29 protein-coding genes are annotated in these 19048 nt (G+C 68.0%); 2 read left to right on the top strand and 27 right to left on the bottom strand.

Annotation, left to right across the window (positions count from 1 at the left end; all coding sequences use genetic code 11):
• Nucleotides 1-24 precede the first annotated feature (24 nt).
• Nucleotides 25-963: a DUF389 domain-containing protein gene (locus tag ACIG0D_RS16200; protein ID WP_399800752.1), complete on the top strand. Its 939-nt coding sequence runs from the start codon at nucleotides 25-27 to the stop codon at nucleotides 961-963.
• Between the two features lie 124 nt (nucleotides 964-1087).
• Here ACIG0D_RS16200 and glmM read toward each other — a convergent pair whose 3' ends face one another.
• The 4 genes from glmM to ACIG0D_RS16180 form a co-directional block, all read right to left on the bottom strand.
• Nucleotides 1088-2446, bottom strand: a complete 1359-nt coding sequence (glmM, locus tag ACIG0D_RS16195) for a phosphoglucosamine mutase (RefSeq protein ID WP_399800749.1) — start codon at nucleotides 2444-2446, stop codon at nucleotides 1088-1090.
• Between the two features lie 212 nt (nucleotides 2447-2658).
• The gene (gene rpsI, locus ACIG0D_RS16190) at nucleotides 2659-3171 is read right to left on the bottom strand and encodes a 30S ribosomal protein S9 (RefSeq protein ID WP_166001551.1); all 513 of its coding nucleotides are present in this window, start codon (nucleotides 3169-3171) and stop codon (nucleotides 2659-2661) included.
• A 42-nt stretch (nucleotides 3172-3213) separates the two neighbouring features.
• Entirely contained in the window at nucleotides 3214-3657 is a 444-nt protein-coding gene (rplM, locus tag ACIG0D_RS16185) for a 50S ribosomal protein L13 (RefSeq protein ID WP_399800746.1), read from the bottom strand.
• Between the two features lie 249 nt (nucleotides 3658-3906).
• Nucleotides 3907-5121: a glycosyltransferase family 87 protein gene (locus ACIG0D_RS16180; protein WP_399800744.1), complete on the bottom strand. Its 1215-nt coding sequence runs from the start codon at nucleotides 5119-5121 to the stop codon at nucleotides 3907-3909.
• Nucleotides 5122-5207: 86 nt separating this feature from the next.
• Between ACIG0D_RS16180 and ACIG0D_RS16175 the strand changes: the two genes are divergently transcribed.
• Entirely contained in the window at nucleotides 5208-6095 is an 888-nt protein-coding gene (locus tag ACIG0D_RS16175; RefSeq protein WP_399800742.1) for a hypothetical protein, read from the top strand.
• Between the two features lie 31 nt (nucleotides 6096-6126).
• On the opposite strand, the gene truA is transcribed toward ACIG0D_RS16175, so the two are convergent.
• From truA to rplP, 23 genes are all read right to left on the bottom strand, one after another.
• Nucleotides 6127-6990: a tRNA pseudouridine(38-40) synthase TruA gene (truA, locus tag ACIG0D_RS16170; protein WP_399800739.1), complete on the bottom strand. Its 864-nt coding sequence runs from the start codon at nucleotides 6988-6990 to the stop codon at nucleotides 6127-6129.
• 85 nt (nucleotides 6991-7075) lie between these two features.
• Complete coding sequence (gene rplQ, locus ACIG0D_RS16165; RefSeq protein WP_399800736.1) at nucleotides 7076-7591, bottom strand: 50S ribosomal protein L17; 516 nt, start codon at nucleotides 7589-7591, stop codon at nucleotides 7076-7078.
• A gap of 185 nt (nucleotides 7592-7776) precedes the next feature.
• Complete coding sequence (locus ACIG0D_RS16160; RefSeq protein ID WP_003966937.1) at nucleotides 7777-8799, bottom strand: DNA-directed RNA polymerase subunit alpha; 1023 nt, start codon at nucleotides 8797-8799, stop codon at nucleotides 7777-7779.
• A gap of 151 nt (nucleotides 8800-8950) precedes the next feature.
• Nucleotides 8951-9355: a 30S ribosomal protein S11 gene (gene rpsK / locus ACIG0D_RS16155; RefSeq protein WP_003956432.1), complete on the bottom strand. Its 405-nt coding sequence runs from the start codon at nucleotides 9353-9355 to the stop codon at nucleotides 8951-8953.
• 65 nt (nucleotides 9356-9420) lie between these two features.
• Nucleotides 9421-9801, bottom strand: a complete 381-nt coding sequence (gene rpsM, locus ACIG0D_RS16150; RefSeq protein ID WP_010036675.1) for a 30S ribosomal protein S13 — start codon at nucleotides 9799-9801, stop codon at nucleotides 9421-9423.
• 197 nt (nucleotides 9802-9998) lie between these two features.
• The gene (gene rpmJ / locus ACIG0D_RS16145; protein ID WP_003998809.1) at nucleotides 9999-10112 is read right to left on the bottom strand and encodes a 50S ribosomal protein L36; all 114 of its coding nucleotides are present in this window, start codon (nucleotides 10110-10112) and stop codon (nucleotides 9999-10001) included.
• A gap of 72 nt (nucleotides 10113-10184) precedes the next feature.
• Nucleotides 10185-10406, bottom strand: a complete 222-nt coding sequence (infA, locus tag ACIG0D_RS16140) for a translation initiation factor IF-1 (protein ID WP_003948620.1) — start codon at nucleotides 10404-10406, stop codon at nucleotides 10185-10187.
• Nucleotides 10407-10547: 141 nt separating this feature from the next.
• On the bottom strand, nucleotides 10548-11384 hold the full coding sequence (gene map / locus ACIG0D_RS16135) for a type I methionyl aminopeptidase (RefSeq protein ID WP_365759446.1): 837 nt from the start codon (nucleotides 11382-11384) through the stop codon (nucleotides 10548-10550).
• A gap of 101 nt (nucleotides 11385-11485) precedes the next feature.
• Nucleotides 11486-12148 (bottom strand): adenylate kinase, encoded by a 663-nt coding sequence (locus ACIG0D_RS16130; RefSeq protein ID WP_399800733.1) that lies wholly within the window; start codon nucleotides 12146-12148, stop codon nucleotides 11486-11488.
• A complete protein-coding gene (gene secY / locus ACIG0D_RS16125; RefSeq protein ID WP_399800730.1) occupies nucleotides 12148-13461 on the bottom strand; it encodes a preprotein translocase subunit SecY in 1314 nt (437 codons plus the stop codon). Before secY ends, ACIG0D_RS16130 begins: the two co-directional genes overlap by 1 nt.
• 235 nt (nucleotides 13462-13696) lie before the next feature.
• A complete protein-coding gene (gene rplO / locus ACIG0D_RS16120; RefSeq protein ID WP_399800728.1) occupies nucleotides 13697-14152 on the bottom strand; it encodes a 50S ribosomal protein L15 in 456 nt (151 codons plus the stop codon).
• 2 nt (nucleotides 14153-14154) lie between these two features.
• Entirely contained in the window at nucleotides 14155-14337 is a 183-nt protein-coding gene (gene rpmD, locus ACIG0D_RS16115) for a 50S ribosomal protein L30 (RefSeq protein ID WP_003998814.1), read from the bottom strand.
• A 2-nt stretch (nucleotides 14338-14339) separates the two neighbouring features.
• On the bottom strand, nucleotides 14340-14945 hold the full coding sequence (rpsE, locus tag ACIG0D_RS16110) for a 30S ribosomal protein S5 (protein WP_014674381.1): 606 nt from the start codon (nucleotides 14943-14945) through the stop codon (nucleotides 14340-14342).
• A 43-nt stretch (nucleotides 14946-14988) separates the two neighbouring features.
• On the bottom strand, nucleotides 14989-15372 hold the full coding sequence (rplR, locus tag ACIG0D_RS16105; RefSeq protein ID WP_365759371.1) for a 50S ribosomal protein L18: 384 nt from the start codon (nucleotides 15370-15372) through the stop codon (nucleotides 14989-14991).
• A gap of 3 nt (nucleotides 15373-15375) precedes the next feature.
• Nucleotides 15376-15915 (bottom strand): 50S ribosomal protein L6, encoded by a 540-nt coding sequence (gene rplF / locus ACIG0D_RS16100; protein WP_399800724.1) that lies wholly within the window; start codon nucleotides 15913-15915, stop codon nucleotides 15376-15378.
• 24 nt (nucleotides 15916-15939) lie between these two features.
• Nucleotides 15940-16338: a 30S ribosomal protein S8 gene (rpsH, locus tag ACIG0D_RS16095; protein ID WP_043503329.1), complete on the bottom strand. Its 399-nt coding sequence runs from the start codon at nucleotides 16336-16338 to the stop codon at nucleotides 15940-15942.
• A 237-nt stretch (nucleotides 16339-16575) separates the two neighbouring features.
• Nucleotides 16576-16761 (bottom strand): type Z 30S ribosomal protein S14, encoded by a 186-nt coding sequence (locus ACIG0D_RS16090; protein WP_003956452.1) that lies wholly within the window; start codon nucleotides 16759-16761, stop codon nucleotides 16576-16578.
• A 5-nt stretch (nucleotides 16762-16766) separates the two neighbouring features.
• Nucleotides 16767-17324, bottom strand: coding sequence for a 50S ribosomal protein L5 (gene rplE, locus ACIG0D_RS16085; RefSeq protein ID WP_014674377.1), 558 nt, complete (start codon nucleotides 17322-17324; stop codon nucleotides 16767-16769).
• Entirely contained in the window at nucleotides 17324-17647 is a 324-nt protein-coding gene (gene rplX, locus ACIG0D_RS16080) for a 50S ribosomal protein L24 (protein ID WP_086167805.1), read from the bottom strand. Before rplX ends, rplE begins: the two co-directional genes overlap by 1 nt.
• Before the next feature lie 2 nt (nucleotides 17648-17649).
• On the bottom strand, nucleotides 17650-18018 hold the full coding sequence (gene rplN, locus ACIG0D_RS16075) for a 50S ribosomal protein L14 (protein ID WP_003998823.1): 369 nt from the start codon (nucleotides 18016-18018) through the stop codon (nucleotides 17650-17652).
• Nucleotides 18019-18116: 98 nt separating this feature from the next.
• On the bottom strand, nucleotides 18117-18404 hold the full coding sequence (gene rpsQ, locus ACIG0D_RS16070) for a 30S ribosomal protein S17 (RefSeq protein ID WP_028420769.1): 288 nt from the start codon (nucleotides 18402-18404) through the stop codon (nucleotides 18117-18119).
• Complete coding sequence (gene rpmC, locus ACIG0D_RS16065; protein ID WP_007494763.1) at nucleotides 18401-18625, bottom strand: 50S ribosomal protein L29; 225 nt, start codon at nucleotides 18623-18625, stop codon at nucleotides 18401-18403. Before rpmC ends, rpsQ begins: the two co-directional genes overlap by 4 nt.
• Nucleotides 18625-19044: a 50S ribosomal protein L16 gene (rplP, locus tag ACIG0D_RS16060; protein ID WP_029380975.1), complete on the bottom strand. Its 420-nt coding sequence runs from the start codon at nucleotides 19042-19044 to the stop codon at nucleotides 18625-18627. The genes rpmC and rplP overlap by 1 nt, the downstream gene beginning before the upstream one ends.
• Nucleotides 19045-19048: the final 4 nt, after the last annotated feature.

Here is a 19048-nt window from a genome sequence, read left to right as displayed (position 1 = left end):
AGGAGGGCCTGTTAGAAAGGCCCCATGCTGCATCTGCGCCTGATCACCCCGGCCGAGAAGACCGACGCCGTGGTCCGCGTGATCGAGAAGACGGTCGGCACCACGCATCTGGTCGTCCTGCCGGGCGCCGCCCGCGACCCGGCCGGTGACGTCGTGATGTGCGACGTCGCCCGCGAGGCCGCGGACGAACTCATCGAGGACCTGCGGGTGTTCGACCTCGACGAGTGCGGCTCGATCACGGCGGAGAACATCGACCTCACCCTGTCCCGGCACGCCGAGAAGGCCGAGCGGGACGCTCCCGGCGAGGCCGCCGACGCGGTGCTGTGGGACCAGCTCACGGAGGCGACGCACGAGGAGTCCACGCTCTCCGTCACCTACCTCATGTTCATCACCCTGGCCACGATGATCGCCGCCTGCGGTGTGGTCCTCGACAACGCGATCCTGATCGTCGGCGCGATGGCGGTGGGCCCGGAGTTCGGCCCGCTGGCCGGTTTCTGCACGGCCCTCGTCCAGCGCCGGCCCCGCCTCGCCCTGCGCTCTCTGACCGCTCTGCTGGCGGGCTTCGCCGTGGCGATGGTGGTCACGGTCGGCTTCAGCTACTTCATGGACTCCGTCGACCTGTTCACCGAGCAGGCTCTGAAGGCCGAACGCCCCAACACCAACTTCATCTACCGCCCCGACTGGTTCTCCTTCGTCGTGGCGGTCCTGGCGGGCTGCGCCGGAACCCTCTCGCTGACCTCGGCGAAGTCCGGCGCCCTGGTCGGCGTCGCCATCTCGGTCACCACGGTCCCGGCCGCCGCCAACGCGGCCGTCGCCTTCAGCTACGACCAGTACCGCCAGGCCTGGGGGTCCACGGAACAGCTCCTGCTGAACCTCCTGGGCATCATCCTGGCCGGCACCCTGACCCTGCTGGTCCAGAAGGTCCTTTGGTCAAAGCAGGTGCGCAGGAAAATCGCCCCGTAGAAGCCCGGTCAGGGGCGCGGGGCCCTGTCCGATGTGCGGCTCCGCCACGTGGGCGCGAACAACCACCACACCCCGCAGGCCCGCAGCGCACAGCACCCCACGCCCCGAACCCGGAGCCGAAGAACTACCCCAGCGCGGACTTCACCGCATCGGCCAGCCGCCCGGCAACCGTCCGGGCCTGCTCGATGTCCGCCGCCTCGACCATCACCCGCACCAGCGGCTCGGTCCCCGACGGCCGCAGCAGCACCCGCCCGGTCACCCCCAGCTCCCGCTCCGCCTCGGCGACCGCGGCGGCGAGATCCGCCGAGCTCGCCACCCGGGACCTGTCGACGTCCGGCACGTTGATCAGCACCTGCGGCAGCCGCTCCATCACGGACGCCAGCTCCCGCAGCGACCGCCCGCTCTGCGCGACCCGCGCGGCCAGCAGCAGCCCGGTCAGCGTGCCGTCGCCGGTGGTCGCGTGGTCGAGGATGATCACGTGCCCGGACTGCTCGCCGCCGAGGGCGAAGCCGTGCTCCTTCATCTCCTCCAGCACATACCGGTCGCCCACCGCGGTCTGCACCAGCCGGATGCCCTCGCGCTCCAGGGCCAGCTTGAAGCCCAGGTTCGACATGACGGTGGCGACGACGGTGTCGGACCGCAGCACCTGCCGCTCCCGCATGGCCAGCGCCAGCACGGCGAGGATCTGGTCGCCGTCGACCTCCTCACCGGTGTGGTCCACGGCCAGGCACCGGTCCGCGTCCCCGTCGTGCGCGATACCGAAGTCCGCGCCGTGCTCCACGACCGCGGCCTTCAGCAGCGCCAGATGCGTCGACCCGCACCCGTCGTTGATGTTCAGCCCGTCCGGCTCCGCACCGATGGTGATCACTTCGGCGCCGGCCCGCGAGAACGCCTCCGGGGACACCCGGGACGCCGCGCCGTGCGCCTCGTCGAGGACGATCTTCAGCCCGTCCAGCCGGTTCGGCAGCACGCTCAGCAGGTGCTCGACGTACTGGTCCGCGCCCTCCTCGTAGGAGCGCACCCGGCCCACGCCGGCGCCGGTCGGCCGGTCCCACGGCGCGCCGGTGCGGTGCTCCTCGTAGACGGCCTCGATACGGTCCTCGATGTCGTCGGGGAGTTTGTGACCGCCCCGCGCGAAGAACTTGATCCCGTTGTCGGGCATGGCGTTGTGGCTGGCGGACAGCATGACGCCCAGGTCGGCACCGAGTGCCCCGGTGAGATACGCCACCGCCGGGGTGGGCAGCACGCCGACGCGCAGCACGTCCACGCCCGCGCTGGCGAGGCCCGCGACCACGGCGGCCTCCAGGAACTCCCCGGACGCGCGCGGGTCACGCCCGACCACCGCGGTCGGCCGGTGGCCCTCGAAGGTGCCCGCCTCGGCCAGTACGTGGGCCGCCGCGACGGACAGCCCGAGCGCCATCTCGGCCGTCAGATCCGCGTTGGCGACACCGCGCACGCCGTCCGTGCCGAAGAGTCGTCCCACTTGTCCTCCTGAGGAAGCGTCAGTTCCGGAAGCCGCACCCGATCGCGGCCCACACGGCTCCCGGGCCCCGGACACACATCGCCGGGCCATCCGATCACACCAGCCTTTGAGCGTCTTGTGCCGTTATACGCCCAGGGCTTGCGATAAACGAACGCCCCGGCGGCACAGTGGCGTGCCGCCGGGGCGTTCGGAGTACGAGCAGGCAGCTGCGATTAGCGCTTGCTGTACTGCGGAGCCTTGCGGGCCTTCTTCAGACCGGCCTTCTTCCGCTCGACCGCGCGGTCGTCGCGGCGGAGGAAGCCGGCCTTCTTCAGCGGGCCGCGGTTGTTGTCGACGTCCGCCTCGTTCAGCGCACGGGCGACACCGAGACGGAGCGCACCGGCCTGACCGGAGACACCGCCGCCGGAGATGCGGGCGATGACGTCGTAACGGCCCTCGAGCTCGAGCACCTTGAAGGGCTCGTTGACTTCCTGCTGGTGCACCTTGTTCGGGAAGTAGTCCTCGAGGGTGCGACCGTTGATCTTCCACTTGCCGGTGCCCGGAACGATCCGGACGCGGGCGATGGCCTCCTTGCGGCGGCCCAGGCCGGCGGCCGGCTGGGGCTCGCCGAAGCGGGAGGCCAGGGACTCCGAGGTGTACTCGCCCTCGACGGGGACCTCGGACTCGGTGGTGTAGCTGTCGATGTCAAGCTCTTCGAGCGGCTGCTCGGCAGTGGTCTCGGCCACGATTCTCCTCAGATTCTGTTCAGTCTTAGGGGGTGGCCGGACTTACTGCGCGACCTGGGTGATCTCGAACGGCTGCGGCTGCTGCGCGCCGTGCGGGTGCTGGTCACCCTTGTAGACCTTCAGCTTCGAGAGCATCTGACGGCCCAGCGAGTTCTTGGGGAGCATGCCCTTGACGGCCTTCTCGATGGCCTTCTCGGGGTTCTTGTCGAGCAGCTCGTCGTAACGGACGGAGCGCAGACCACCCGGGTAGCCGGAGTGGCGGTACGCCATCTTCTGGGTCCGCTTGTTGCCGGAGAGGTGCACCTTGTCGGCGTTGATGATGATGACGAAGTCACCAGTGTCGACGTGCGGCGCGTAGATCGGCTTGTGCTTGCCCCGCAGAAGGGTGGCGGCGGTGCTGGCGAGACGGCCCAGGACAACGTCCTGAGCGTCGATGACGTGCCACTGGCGCGTCACATCGCCGGGCTTGGGGCTGTACGTACGCACGGTTCGTAGCCTTCGCTTCGAGTGAATGGTCCTAGACAAGGTCACCGAAACGATCACGACAGCCTTGACCGCACCGCGGTGACGCAAACCGCGTGCTGGTCGCTGGTCATCGGCCCGGTGGACCGGTGTAAGGGCCCGTCCCGTGAGAATGAGCAAGCCAATACACAACGAACATGCAGGATACCCGCGCCGACCCGGACGGGTCAAAACGCGGGATCACCGGGCGGGCAGCCCGGCATCCGCACCCTTTCAGGGTACGCGAACCGCAGCACCGCTCCGTTCCCGCCGCGGAGCGACGAACCGGCCGGGCAGGCCGAGCGGCCCCGAGCGGACCCCGTGGGCGGCGACGGTCACGGCCAGGACGCACAGCGTGAGCGCGTCCTTGAAGGCCCGGCGGTGGGGCGGCTCCAGGTAGGGCAGGGTCAGCGACGGCAGCTGCGGCGCCAGCGCGAGCCAGAACCAGGGCCGCCGGGCCACCGAGCCGGCGTACGGCAGCCCCGCGAGCAGCAGCGGCAGCACGACCAGCAGATAGTGGTCGTACGACGGCCTGGAGACCAGGAACGCCGAGAGCATCAGCCCCGACGCGGTCTCCGGCAGCCGCAGCGGCCCGGCGTCGCCGCGCCGCCACCGCCGGTACGCGCACAGCACGCCCGCCCCGGCCGCCGCGGTCGCGAGCAGGCCGGCGAGGGCCTGCGGCACCCCGAGCCGGGGCAGCACGGCGGCCGGGGACGCCTCGTAGAGCCGTACGAACCCGTCGTCGCCGCTCAGCAGGAACGGCAGGGTGCGGGTGAAGAAGCCCGCCGGGTCCGGCATCAGCAGGCCCGCCCCCGCCGAGGCCACCGCCGGGACCAGCACCGTCGCCGCCAGCGCCCGCCACCGCCGGGCGAACAGGAACAGCAGCGCCATCGGAGCCAGCAGCGGCTTCAGCGCCACCGCGGCACCGATCACCACCCCCGCCGCCGTCCACCGCCCGCGCCCCGCGAGCAGCAGCGCCAGCGGCAGGGCCAGCGCGGCGGTCACCGTCCAGTTCGCCAGCTGCACCAGATGCGCGAACGGCGCGAACCCGGCCGCGAGCCCGGCCAGGCCCAGCGCGGCGAACCGGCTGGACAGCGGGACCTTGTGCAGCCGCAGCGCGACCGCCCAGGCACCGGCCAGCAGGGCGATCACCGCCACCGGCACCAGCAGCCGCAGCCACGCGGAGGGCAGCAGCGCCTGCGGGGCCGCCGCGAGGACCGCGCTCGGCAGATACAGGAAGTGCGGATCGTCGTACGGGGAGCCGCCGGCCAGCCAGGCACGGGCCGCGCGGACGACGATCGCGTTGTCCATGCCGCCGTCCGGGGACAGCCGCGCCACCCGCACCGCCTGGGCGCCCAGCACCACGCTCGGCACCGCCCACAGATGCCAGGAGGCCCGCCGCAGCAGCCACCCGGAGATATCGCCACTAACCGTGTTTTCACCGTTCATGCCGGATTTCATGGACGGCACGCTAGGGGCTCCCCGGCCTCCCGAGGCGGAACAGCGCGCCGCCCGGCCCGTCTAAGATGCGCCCCATGAGCTATGGGCAGGGGGGACCCCAGTCTCAGTGGGATCCCTGGACACCGCAGTCGCAGCAGCAGTCCTGGAACAGCGGCACCGACCAGGCCCCGGACTGGGCCGCGCTCGCCGAGGCCTCCGAGGCCCGCAACAAGCGGCGACGCCTGCTCTTCATCGGCGGCGGCGCGCTCGCCACCGTCGCGATAGGCACGGCCGTGGCCATGGCCGTCGTCTCGGCGAACGGCGACGGCGGCCAGGCGAACAGCCCGACCTCCCGGCTGCCCGCCACCGCGGACATCCCCGGCGCGTCCACCGCCCCGCCGCCGTCCTTCGCACCCACCAGCGCCCCGCCGCCGCTGGACCCCAAGGACTTCGTCTCCAGCAAGAAGAAGGACACCGCCCCGCTCAGCCCGGAGATCCTCTTCCCCGGCACCCAGCTGACCATGGGCGACATCGTCTACAAGAAGGGCCCGACCGCCGACACCAAGAGCTGTGCGACGGCCGCCCTCCAGACCCTCCCGAAGGTGCTCACCGCCAACGACTGCACCCGGATGCTCCGCGTCACCTACACCAAGGGCGACATCGCGGTCACGGTCGGCGTCGCCGTCTTCGACACCGAGGCCCAGGCCACCAGCACCAAGACCCAGGCCGACAAGAAGAGCATCGTGAAGTCGCTGAACGGCGGCGGCGTGCAGCCCTTCTGCAACTCCGCCATCTGCCGCACGACGACCAACTCCTACGGCCGCTACGCCTACTTCACCATCGCCGGATTCACCAACGGCAAGGACGTGACGACCAAGGACACCGAGGTCTTCAAGACCGGCGACGACCTGGCCGAGTTCACCTTCCGCCAGATCCGCCGCCGCGGCGAGGCCCAGGCGTCGGCGGCAGCGGCGGCGGGATAACGGGTCTCGGGACAACGGGTCTGAGGAGAGGTCAGCAGCACCCGGCCGCCGCCACCCCCGGCAGCGACCGCTTGTTGCGCGCCTCACGGCTCCGCGCGGCCAGCAGCTCGTCGGCCGGGTAGCCGACCTCCTCCAGGGTCAGCCCGTGCGGCCGTACGACGTGCACGGCCGAGTCCCGGACGCCCGCGGCCAGCACCTTGGCCGGCCAGTCCGGCGGCCGGTGCCCGTCGCCCACGAACAGCAGCGCCCCGATCAGCGAGCGCACCATGTTGTGGCAGAACGCGTCGGCGCGCACGGTCGCCGTGATGATCCCGTCCTCGCCCCGGACGAGACTCAGCTCCTGGAGCGTGCGGATGGTGGTGGCCCCCTCGCGCTTCTTGCAGTACGCCGCGAAGTCGTGCTCCCCGAGCAGCCCCCGGGCCGCCTCGTTCATGGCGTCCACGTCGAGCGGCCAGTCGTGCCACAGGACATGGTTCCGCAGCAGCGGGTCCACTCCCCCGGGGTTGTCCGTGACCCGGTACGCGTAGCGCCGCCAGATCGCCGAGAACCGCGCGTTGAACCCGCTGGGCGCCTCCCGCAGGGCCCAGACCCGCACATCCCTCGGCAGCCGCCCGGCGAGCCGCTTGAGCAGCTTCTCGTGATGCTCGCGCCACACCGCCTCGGGCAGGTCCACATGCGCCACCTGGCCGCGCGCGTGCACGCCGGCGTCGGTCCTTCCGGCCACCGTCAGCTCGAAGGTCTCGCGGGACCGGGTCACCGTCCGCAGGGCGTCCTCGATCTCCCCCTGCACGGTCCGCCGCCCCCCGGCCTGCTTGGCCCAGCCGGAGAACTCGGTCCCGTCGTAGGAAAGATCAAGACGTACCCGCACGTATCCGGGCTCTACTTCCTCACTCACCCCTGAATCTTCTCAGGAACGGCGAACGGGCCCGTCCCTGTGGAAGGAACGGGCCCGCGAACGCCCTCGGAAGGCGCGGGAACGCTTACGCGTCCTTGGACTCCTCGGCGGGAGCCTCGGCGACCTCGGTCTCGTCGGCCTTGGCCTCCTCGACCTCGGTGTCCGCGGCCTTGGCCTGCTCGGACTCCTTGACCGCACGCTTGGTGGCGGCCTCGGCCTCACCGGTGGCCTGCTGCGCGACCGTCAGCGCCTCGACCAGCTCGATGACCGCCATGGGCGCGTTGTCGCCACGACGGTTGCCGATCTTGGTGATACGGGTGTAGCCACCCGGACGGTTCTCGTACCGCGGGCCGATCTCGGTGAAGAGCGTGTGGACGACGCTCTTGTCCGTGATGACCTGGAGCACCTGACGGCGGTTGTGAAGGTCGCCCTTCTTCGCCTTGGTGATCAGACGCTCGGCGTACGGCCGCAGACGGCGGGCCTTCGCCTCGGTCGTGGTGATCTTGCCGTGCTCGAAGAGCGACTTCGCGAGGTTCGCGAGCAGCAGCTTCTCGTGCGCGGCGCTGCCGCCCAGACGGGCACCCTTGGTGGGCTTCGGCATGGTTCTTCTCCTGTGTGTCTGCCCCGGCCGTATCAGGTACCGGAGTCAGTATCCGAGCAGGCGGTCGCCTGTCGGAGATCCGGGCGACAAGCCCCGGAGGGGCTGTCGCCCGGAAGGGGCGCGGGGAACTGCGCGATCAAGCACAGCGCACCCGCACCCAAGTACGGACCGTCTGGCCCGAGCTCTCAGTACTGCTCGGTCTCGACGAACCCGGCGTCCGCGTCGTCGTCCGCACCGAACGCGTCCGCGGCAGCGGTCGGGTCGAATCCGGGCGGGGAGTCCTTGAGCGCGAGACCCATACCGGCCAGCTTGGCCTTGACCTCGTCGATGGACTTCGCACCGAAGTTGCGGATGTCGAGCAGGTCCGCCTCGGAGCGGGCGACGAGCTCACCCACGGAGTGGATGCCCTCACGCTTGAGGCAGTTGTACGACCGAACGGTGAGCTCCAGCTCCTCGATCGGCAGCGCCAGATCGGCGGCGAGCGCGGCGTCCGTCGGGGACGGACCCATGTCGATGCCCTCGGCGTCGATGTTCAGCTCGCGGGCGAGACCGAACAGCTCGACCAGCGTCTTACCGGCGGAGGCCATGGCGTCACGCGGACGCATCGCCTGCTTGGTCTCGACGTCGACGATCAGCTTGTCGAAGTCGGTGCGCTGCTCGACACGCGTGGCCTCGACCTTGTACGTGACCTTGAGAACCGGCGAGTAGATCGAGTCGACCGGGATGCGGCCGATCTCCTGACCCACCTGCTTGTTCTGCACGGCGGAGACGTAGCCGCGACCGCGCTCGACGGTCAGCTCCATCTCCAGCTTGCCCTTGCCGTTGAGCGTGGCGAGGACCAGGTCGGGGTTGTGCACCTCGACACCGGCCGGGGGCGCGATGTCGGCGGCGGTGACCAGACCCGGGCCCTGCTTGCGCAGGTACATCACGACCGGCTCGTCGTGCTCCGAGGAGACGACCAGCTGCTTGATGTTGAGGATCAGGTCGGTGACGTCCTCCTTGACGCCCGGCACGGTGGTGAACTCGTGCAGCACGCCGTCGATGCGGATGGACGTGACCGCCGCACCCGGGATCGAGGAGAGGAGGGTACGGCGAAGGGAGTTGCCGAGGGTGTAGCCGAAGCCCGGCTCCAGCGGCTCGATCACGAACCGGGAGCGGAACTCGTCGACGACCTCTTCGGTCAACGAGGGACGCTGAGCGATCAGCATGTGTGGATCAGATCCTTCAGTCGGGGGCGCCCGCTATATGACGCCCGACCAGGCCGCCCCGTTCACAGAGGCGGTATAGCAAGGGTACGGGCGATACGGCCCTTTCACGGAGCCGTACCGCCCGGAACCACAATCCGCGAAGCGGCGAGCGTCAGACGCGACGGCGCTTCGGCGGACGGCAGCCGTTGTGCGGGGTCGGGGTGACGTCCTGGATGGAGCCGACCTCGAGGCCCGTGGCCTGCAGGGAGCGGATCGCGGTCTCACGACCGGAACCCGGGCCCTTCACGAACACGTCGACCTTGCGCATGCCGTGCTCCTGGGCGCGGCGGGCAGCCGACTCGGCGGCCATCTGCGCGGCGAACGGCGTGGACTTCCGGGAGCCCTTGAAGCCGACGTGGCCGGCGGAGGCCCAGGAGATCACGTTGCCGGACGGGTCCGTGATCGAGACGATCGTGTTGTTGAACGTGCTCTTGATGTGCGCGTGGCCGTGAGCGACGTTCTTCTTTTCCTTGCGGCGCACCTTCTTGGCAGCGCCCTGACGTCCCTTGGGGGGCATCTTCTAACTCCTACGGGAGGTGGTCGGTCCTACAGCGAAGACCGTGGACAGGCGTCCGCTGCGGACTACTTCTTGCCCGGCTTCTTCTTGCCGGCGATGGCGCGACGCGGGCCCTTGCGGGTGCGGGCGTTGGTGCTCGTGCGCTGACCACGGACGGGCAGACCGCGACGGTGGCGCAGACCCTGGTACGTGCCGATCTCGACCTTGCGGCGGATGTCGGCCTGGATCTCGCGACGGAGGTCACCCTCGGTCTTGATGTTGTTGTCGACGTACTCGCGGATCGCGACCAGCTGCTCCTCGGAGAGGTCCCGAACACGGGTGTTCGGGTCCACGCCGGTGGCGGCCAGCGTCTGCTGGGAAAGGGTCCGGCCGATGCCGAACACGTAGGTCAGGGCGATCTCCACGCGCTTGTCGCGCGGGATGTCGACACCGGAAACGCGTGCCATTCAATGGCTCCTGGTGATCTTCGGAGGTCTGCCGCAGGACCGGTTCCCAGCCGCCGTATCAGGTACGAACTGGGTCCCCGGCCTCCGAACCGGGGGTGTCAAGCCGCTGGCGCGGCTCGGGCCCTGCGTATGTACATATTCAGCTCGCGTCGCGCGAAGTCTCTGCGATAGCGGTGCAGAGGGAAATGATCGTGCGGTCAGCCCTGGCGCTGCTTGTGGCGCGGGTTCTCGCAGATGACCATGACCCGGCCGTGACGGCGGATCACCCTGCACTTGTCGCAGATCTTCTTGACGCTCGGCTTGACCTTCATGGGATGTGAGGTTCTCCGGGTCAGTTGCCGGCGGCCCCGTGCACAGGGAGGGCACGGGGCGTGGGGCAAGATCTACTTGTACCGGTAGACGATCCGGCCACGCGTCAGGTCGTACGGAGACAGCTCCACCACGACCCGGTCGTCAGGGAGGATGCGGATGTAGTGCATACGCATCTTGCCGCTGATGTGTGCCAGGACCTGGTGGCCGTTCTGGAGCTCGACCTTGAACATGGCGTTCGGAAGAGACTCGACGACAGTGCCCTCGATCTCGATGGCACCTTGCTTCTTGGCCACGCTTCGCCCTTCGAATCGACTACCTTGATCGACTCACTGTGAGCGCATGCGGACATGCGGGTACACAAGAGCCGACGAGTCAGTCTACGTCAGCGCACCCGGAAACACGAATCGAGGCAGTCTGCCCCACGCAAAAGATCATTATGCGAGAGGATCCGGCGCGGCCGTGATGCCGTACTCGGCAAGCTTCGCCCTGCCCCCGTCGGGCGCCGTCAGCACCAGCGGGCCCTGCTCCGTGAGGGCCACCGAGTGCTCCCAGTGGGAGGACCAGGTGCCGTCGGTCGTGATGACCGTCCAGTCGTCGTCCAGGACCTCGGTCTTCGGGGTGCCGAGGGAGACCATCGGCTCGATGGCCAGGCAGAAGCCGGGGACCAGCTTGGGGCCCTTGCCGCGGCGGCGGTCGACGTAGTTCAGCAGGTGGGGGTCCATGTGCATCTCGGAGCCGATGCCGTGGCCGCCGTAGTCCTCGATGATCCCGTACCGGCCGCCGCCGGGCTTCGGCTGGCGGCGGATGTACGTCTCGATGGCCCGCGAGATGTCGACGAGCCGGTTGCCCTGCTTCATGGCCGCGATGCCGGCCCACATCGACTCCTCGGTCACCCGGGAGAGCTCGATCAGCTCCGGGGCGTGACCGGAGCCCACGAACGCCGTGTAGGCGGCGTCACCGTGCCAGCCGTCGACGATCGCGCCGCAGTCGATGGAGATGATGTCGCCGTCCTTGAGGACCACATCGTCGGACGGGATGCCGTGGACGACCACGTCGTTCACGGAGGTGCAGATGGTCGCGGGGAAACCGCCGTAGCCGAGGAAGTTCGACTTCGCCCCGTGCTCGGCGAGCACCTTGCGCGCCACCTGGTCGAGGTCCTTGGTGGTGGCGCCGGGCACCGCGGCCTCCCGGGTGGCCGCGTGGATGGCTGCGACGACCAGCCCCGCCGCACGCATCTTGGCGATCTGCTCGGGGGTCTTGATCTGCACCATGGGGGCCCTGCGCTCTCCGTCACTCACGTCAACCGGTTACGTACACAACAGTACGGCCGTGACGCCCCTCGGGGTGCCACGGCCGCTACCGCATCCGACGGCTACTTGCCGTCGTCCTCACGCTTCAGCGCCTCCAGCGCCCGCCCCGTGACCTCGTCCACCGCACCGAGCGCGGAGATGGTCACGACCAGCCCCTGCGCCTTGTAGTAGTCGATGATCGGCTCGGTCTGCGTGTGGTAGACCTCGAGCCGCTTGCGGACGGTGTCCTCGGAGTCGTCGTCCCGCTGGTACAGCTCGCCGCCGCAGACGTCGCAGACACCCTCGGTCTTGGGCTTGCTGTACGTCACGTGGAAGACGTGGCTGGAGTCCTTGCGGCAGATCCGCCGGCCGGCGATCCGCTTGACGACCTCGTCCTCCGGGGCCTCCAGGTCGAGCACCGCGTCCAGCCGGATGTTCTCGGTGGTCAGCAGCTCGTCCAGCGCCTCGGCCTGCGAGACGTTGCGCGGGAAGCCGTCCAGCAGGAAGCCGTTCTCGGCGTCCGGCTGCTCCATGCGGTCCTTCGCCATGGCGATCGTGACCTCGTCCGGCACCAGATTGCCGGCGTCCATGTAGGACTTCGCGAGCTTGCCGAGCTCCGTCTGCCGGCTGATGTTGGCGCGGAACAGGTCGCCCGTGGAGATGTGCGGGATCGACAGCTTCTCGGCAAGGCGCGTGGCCTGCGTACCCTTACCGGCACCCGGCGGCCCGACGAGGACGATTCGCATCAGCGGAGGAACCCTTCGTAATTGCGCTGCTGGAGCTGGCTCTCGATCTGCTTCACCGTCTCGAGACCGACACCCACGATGATCAGGATGCTGGTACCACCGAAGGGGAAGTTCTGGTTTGCCCCGAAACCGGCCAACGCCGTTGTCGGCACGAGAGCGATCAGACCCAGATACAGCGAACCCGGCCAGGTGATCCGGTTGAGCACGTACGACAGGTACTCAGCGGTCGGTCGGCCAGCCCGGATGCCCGGGATGAAGCCACCATACTTCTTCATGTTGTCCGCGACTTCCTCGGGGTTGAACGAGATGGCCACGTAGAAGAACGCGAAGAAGACAATTAGGAAGAAGTAAATCGCGATGTGAACGGGCGCCCCGGTGTCCGCCAGGTTGCCGTTGATCCAGCTCGCCCAGCCAGCAGTGGAGTTGGAGAACTGGACGATCAGCGCCGGGATGTAGAGCAGCGACGACGCGAAGATGACAGGAATCACACCGGCCTGGTTCACCTTCAGCGGGATGTACGTCGACGTACCGCCGTAGGAACGGCGGCCGATCATGCGCTTCGCGTACTGGACGGGGACACGGCGCTGAGCCTGCTCGACGAAGACCACCAGGCCGACCATGAACAGGCCGACGAGGATGACGGTCCCGAACTCGATCCAGCCGTCGGCCAGCGAGCCCGACTGCTTGATGGCCCACAGCGCGGACGGGAACGTCGCGGCGATCGAGATGAACATCAGGATCGACATGCCGTTGCCGATACCGCGGTCGGTGATCAGCTCGCCCAGCCACATGACGACGGCGGTGCCGGCGGTCATGGTGATGACCATGGTGACCGTGGCGAAGATCGAGCGGTCGGGGACGATGCCGGCGGCGGCCGTGCAGTTCGGGAACAGGCTGCCGCTGCGGGCGGTCGCCACCAGACCGGTGCCCTGGAGGACGGCGAGGGCGATCGTCAGATAACGCGTGTACTGCGTGATCTTCGCGGTGCCCGTCTGCCCTTCCTTCTTGAGGGCTTCCAGCCGGGGGATCACCACGGTCAGCAGCTGAAGAATGATGCTCGCGGTGATGTACGGCATGATGCCGAGCGCGAAGATCGTGACCTGCAGGAGAGCCCCGCCGCTGAACATGTTGACCAGACCGAAGAGGCCCTGGTTGGCGTCCGCCTGGTCGATGCACGCCTGGACACTCTTGTAGTCGATGCCGGGGATCGGGATGTGGGTACCGATCCGGTAGATCACGATGATGCCGAGCGTGAAGAAAATCTTCTTGCGCAGGTCGGGCGTCTTGAACGCCCGGGCGAACGCGGTGAGCACGGTGCCTCCTGCGACCCCCGCGCAGCTGCGTCAAGGGTGACGGTCTTGAGGATTCGACGAATACGTAACGGTCAACTGCCGCACAGAGTGCCCGAGGTGCGGCACCCGGTGAAAGTTGGCAGTGCAGGCCACCTTACCGGCGAGACTGCCACCCTAGGAACGACCAACCGGGGATACCCCATTTGTGGGGTATCCCCGGTCGGGATCGCTCAAGTCATCGAGACGCCTGAAGGACTCAGACGAGCTCGGTGACGGTACCGCCGGCGGCGGTGATCTTCTCCTTGGCGGAGCCGGAGACGGCGTCGACCGTCACCTGCAGCGCCACGGAGATCTCGCCCTGGCCGAGCACCTTGACGAGCGCGTTCTTGCGAACGGCACCCTTGGCGACCAGACCCTCGACGGTGACCTCGCCACCCTCCGGGTACAGCGCGGCCAGCTTGTCGAGGTTCACGACCTGGTACTCGGTCTTGAACGGGTTCTTGAAGCCCTTCAGCTTCGGGAGACGCATGTGGAGCGGCATCTGGCCACCCTCGAAGCTCTCCGGAACCTGGTAGCGGGCCTTGGTGCCCTTGGTACCACGACCGGCCGTCTTACCCTTCGACGCCTCACCACGACCGACACGGGTCTTGGCGGTCTTGGCGCCGGGGGCCGGACGGAGGTTGTGGATCTTCAGCGGGTTGTTCTCCGCCATGATCAGTCGACCTCCTCGACCGTCACGAGGTGGCGGACGGTGTGCACCATGCCGCGGAACTCGGGGCGGTCCTCCTTGACGACCACGGTGTTGATCCCCTTGAGACCAAGCGACCGCAGGGTGTCACGGTGGTTCTGCTTGCTGCCGATGTAGGACTTGACCTGCGTGATCTTGAGCTGCGCCATGATTACGCACCCACCCCGGCACGCGCACGCAGCAGAGCCGCGGGAGCGACGTCCTCGAGCGGCAGACCACGGCGAGCCGCGATCTCCTCGGGACGCTGCAGGCCCTTCAGGGCCTCCACGGTCGCGTGCACGATGTTGATGGCGTTGTCGGAGCCGAGCGACTTCGACAGCACGTCGTGGATACCGGCGCACTCGAGCACGGCACGCACCGGACCACCGGCGATAACACCGGTACCCGGGGACGCGGGCTTGAGCAGCACGACGCCGGCGGCCTTCTCACCCTGGATGGGGTGAGGGATGGTGCCCTGGATCCGGGGGACCTTGAAGAAGTGCTTCTTGGCCTCCTCAACGCCCTTGGCGATGGCGGCCGGCACCTCCTTGGCCTTGCCGTAACCGACACCCACGGTGCCGTCACCGTCACCCACCACGACCAGCGCGGTGAAGCTGAAGCGACGACCACCCTTCACAACCTTGGCGACGCGGTTGATCGCGACGACGCGCTCAACGTACGCGGTCTTCTCGGCGGCAGCAGCGCCGCCGTCACGGCCCTTCCGGTCCCGCCGCTCGCCGCCACCGGCACCGCTTCCGCGGCGCTGGGGTCCAGCCATTGGAATTACCTCTCTCTGTTTCCGCTAGCTACGGAACCGTGGCTCAGAACTTGAGCCCGGCCTCGCGGGCGGCGTCGGCCAGGGCGGCGATGCGCCCGGCGTACTGGTTGCCACCACGGTCGAACACGACGGCCTCGACACCGGCGGCCTTGGCGCGCTCGGCGACCAGCGCGCCGACCTGCTTGGCCTGCGCGGACTTGTCGCCCTCACCGCCGCGGATCGACGCGTCCAGCGAGGACGCCGACGCCAGGGTGTGGCCCTTCAGGTCGTCGATCACCTGCGCCACGATGTGGCGGTTGGAGCGGGTCACGACCAGACGGGGGCGCTCGGCCGTACCGTTGATCCGCTTGCGGATCCGCAGGTGACGGCGCTTGATCGCGGCGCGCTTGTAGGCGTCGCCCTTGAGGATCTTCTGCCCGTATGCCATGGCTTACTTACCCGCCTTTCCGACCTTGCGGCGGATGACTTCGCCCTCGTACTTGACGCCCTTGGCCTTGTACGGGTCAGGCTTGCGCAGCTTGCGGATGTTGGCCGCAACCTCGCCGACCTTCTGCTTGTCGATGCCCTCGACCGAGAAACGGGTCGGGGTCTCCACCTTGAAGGTGATGCCCTCGGGGGCCTCGACCAGGATCGGGTGGCTGTAACCGAGCGCGAACTCGAGGTTCGAGCCCTTGGCGGTCACGCGGTAACCGACACCGCTGATCTCGAGCTTCTTGACGTATCCCTGGGTCACACCGGTGATCATGTTCGCCACCAGCGTGCGGGACAGGCCGTGCAGGGCCTTGCTCTGCCGCTCGTCGTTCGGGCGCAGCACCTGAAGGGTGCCGTCCTCGCCCTTAGCGATGTCGATCGGCGCAACGATGGTGTGGGTCAGTTCGCCCTTGGGGCCCTTGACCTTGACCGTACGGCCGTCGATGGTGACGTCCACGCCGGCGGGAACCGGGATGGGGAGCTTGCCGATGCGCGACATAGCTGTTTCCTCCGTTCCCTTCCGTTACCAGACGTAGGCGAGGACTTCCCCACCCACGCCCTTCTTCTGCGCCTGCTTGTCGGTCAGCAGACCGTGCGACGTGGAGATGATCGCCACGCCCAGGCCGCCCAGGACCTTCGGCAGGTTGGTGGACTTCGCGTAGACCCGGAGACCGGGCTTGGAGATCCGCTTGATGCCCGCGATGGAGCGCTCACGGTTCGGGCCGAACTTCAGCTCGAGGACGAGGTTCTTGCCGACCTCGGCGTCCTCGACCTTCCAGCCCGTGATGAAGCCCTCCTGCTGGAGGATCTCCGCGATGTGAGACTTGATCTTGGAGTGCGGCATCGACACCGAGTCGTGGTACGCCGAGTTCGCGTTACGCAGACGAGTCAGCATGTCTGCGATCGGATCAGTCATGGTCATGAATTGGCCTGTGGCCTTTCTCGCCGGGGTTTCCTATATGCGCCATCCCTCTCCCCATACATGGACGGGACGGGTGCGGCACGGGGACCTACGGCGTAGTAAGCAATCGTTAGCGGACTCTGTCCGCGGGCGTTCAGGGCGGCAGGGGCCCAACCCTCCTAGCCTAAGCCATGAGGGGAGGCGCCCCCGCCGTCCCGGTTGCTTACCGAGAGGTCCAGGAATCCCGAATTACCGGGATTACCAGGAGCTCTTGGTCACGCCCGGCAGCTCGCCACGGTGAGCCATCTCACGAAGGCACACGCGGCAGAGGCCGAACTTGCGGTAGACGGAGTGCGGACGACCGCAGCGCTGGCAGCGGGTGTACGCGCGCACGCCGAACTTGGGCTTGCGAGCAGCCTTCGCGATGAGAGCCTTCTTCGCCATCTCGCTCACGCCTCCTTGAACGGGAAGCCGAGGTGACGGAGGAGCGCGCGGCCCTCTTCGTCGTTGGTCGCCGTGGTGACCACGGTGATGTCCATACCCCGGACGCGGTCGATCTTGTCCTGGTCGATCTCGTGGAACATGACCTGCTCCGTGAGACCGAAGGTGTAGTTGCCCCGGCCGTCGAACTGCTTGGGGGACAGGCCGCGGAAGTCGCGGATGCGCGGCAGCGCGAGCGACAGGGTGCGGTCCAGGAACTCCCACATGCGGTCGCCACGCAGGGTGACGTGGGCACCGATCGGCTGGCCCTCACGCAGCTTGAACTGCGCGATGGACTTGCGGGCCTTGGTGACGGCCGGCTTCTGACCGGTGATGGTGGTCAGGTCGCGGATCGCGCCCTCGATCAGCTTCGAGTCACGGGCGGCGTCGCCGACACCCATGTTGACCACGATCTTGACGAGGCCGGGAACCTGCATGACGTTCTCGTACTTGAACTCGTCACGCAGCTTGCCCGCGATCTCCTCGCGGTACTTCGTCTTCAGACGCGGAGTGGTGGTGGTAGCCATCAGATGTCCTCACCCGTCCGCTTGGCAACGCGGATCTTGTTGCCCTCTTCGTCGAAGCGGTAGCCGACACGCGTGACGACCTTCTTGCCGTCCTTCTCCACGACCAGCTGGACGTTGGAGACGTGGATCGGCGCCTCGGTGGTCACGATGCCGCCGGCCTGGGAGCCCTTGGCGGTCGGGCCGGCCTTCGTGTGCTTCTTGACCCGGTTGACACCCTCGACCAGGACGCGGTCCTCGCGGGGGAAGGCCGCGATGACCTTGCCCTGCTTGCCCTTGTCCTTACCGGTGATGACCTGGACCAGGTCGCCCTTCTTGATCTTCATGCTTACAGCACCTCCGGCGCGAGCGAGATGATCTTCATGAACTTCTTCTCGCGCAGCTCACGGCCGACCGGGCCGAAGATGCGGGTGCCGCGAGGGTCGCCGTCGTTCTTCAGAATGACGGCGGCGTTCTCGTCGAAGCGGATGTACGAGCCGTCCGGACGGCGGCGCTCCTTGACGGTGCGAACGATGACCGCCTTGACGACGTCACCCTTCTTCACGTTGCCACCGGGGATCGCGTCCTTGACGGTGGCGACGATGACGTCACCGATGCCCGCGTAGCGGCGACCGGAGCCACCGAGCACACGGATGCAAAGGATCTCCTTCGCACCAGTGTTGTCGGCGACACGCAGTCGCGACTCCTGCTGGATCACGTCTATCTCCTGATCGTCTGCCGGTTCCCCGGGGGCCGCTCAACCGAGCGGCCCCCGGAGCCTGGCGGAACTGACCTGCGGGGTTTGCCCCGCAGGAATTACTTGGCCTTCTCGAGGATCTCGACGACGCGCCAGCGCTTCGTCGCGGACAGCGGCCGGGTCTCCATGAGGAGGACGCGGTCGCCGACACCCGCGGCGTTCTGCTCGTCGTGCGCCTTGAGCTTGTTGGTACGGCGGATGACCTTGCCGTACAGCGCGTGCTTGACGCGGTCCTCGACTGCGACGACGACGGTCTTGTCCATCTTGTCGCTGACGACGTAACCCTCGCGGGTCTTGCGGAAGCCGCGCGCCTCGGTGTTCTGCTCAGTCACGTTGTTCTCGCTCATGCGTTCTCCACCGTTTCGATGCCCAGCTCGCGCTCGCGCATCAGGGTGTAGATCCGCGCGATGTCCTTACGGACGGCCTTCAGCCGACCGTGGTTCTCGAGCTGACCCGTCGCCGCCTGGAAGCGGAGGTTGAACAGCTCTTCCTTGGCCTCGCGGAGCTTCGCCAGAAGCTCCTCGTTGCCCAGCTCGCGCAGCTCGGACGCCTTGGTACCGGCCGACATCACGCTTCACCTGCCTCGCGCTTGACGATCCGGCACTTCATCGGCAGCTTGTGGGCCGCACGGGTCAGCGCCTCACGGGCGATCTTCTCGTTGGGGTACGACAGCTCGAACATGACGCGTCCGGGCTTGACGTTGGCGACCCACCACTCCGGGGAACCCTTACCGGAACCCATGCGGGTCTCGGCCGGCTTCTTGGTGAGGGGGCGGTCCGGGTAGATGTTGATCCAGACCTTGCCGCCACGCTTGATGTGGCGGGTCATCGCGATACGAGCCGCCTCGATCTGGCGGTTCGTGACGTAGGCCGGGGTCAGCGCCTGGATGCCGTACTCGCCGAACGCAACCTGCGTCCCACCCTTGGACATACCGTTGCGCTTCGGGTGGTGCTGCTTGCGGTGCTTGACCCTACGGGGGATCAGCATTTCG

This window comes from Streptomyces sp. NPDC052773 (assembly GCF_044547145.1).
In the GTDB taxonomy this organism is placed as follows: domain Bacteria; phylum Actinomycetota; class Actinomycetes; order Streptomycetales; family Streptomycetaceae; genus Streptomyces.
This window is presented reverse-complemented; position numbering and strand designations above follow the sequence as displayed.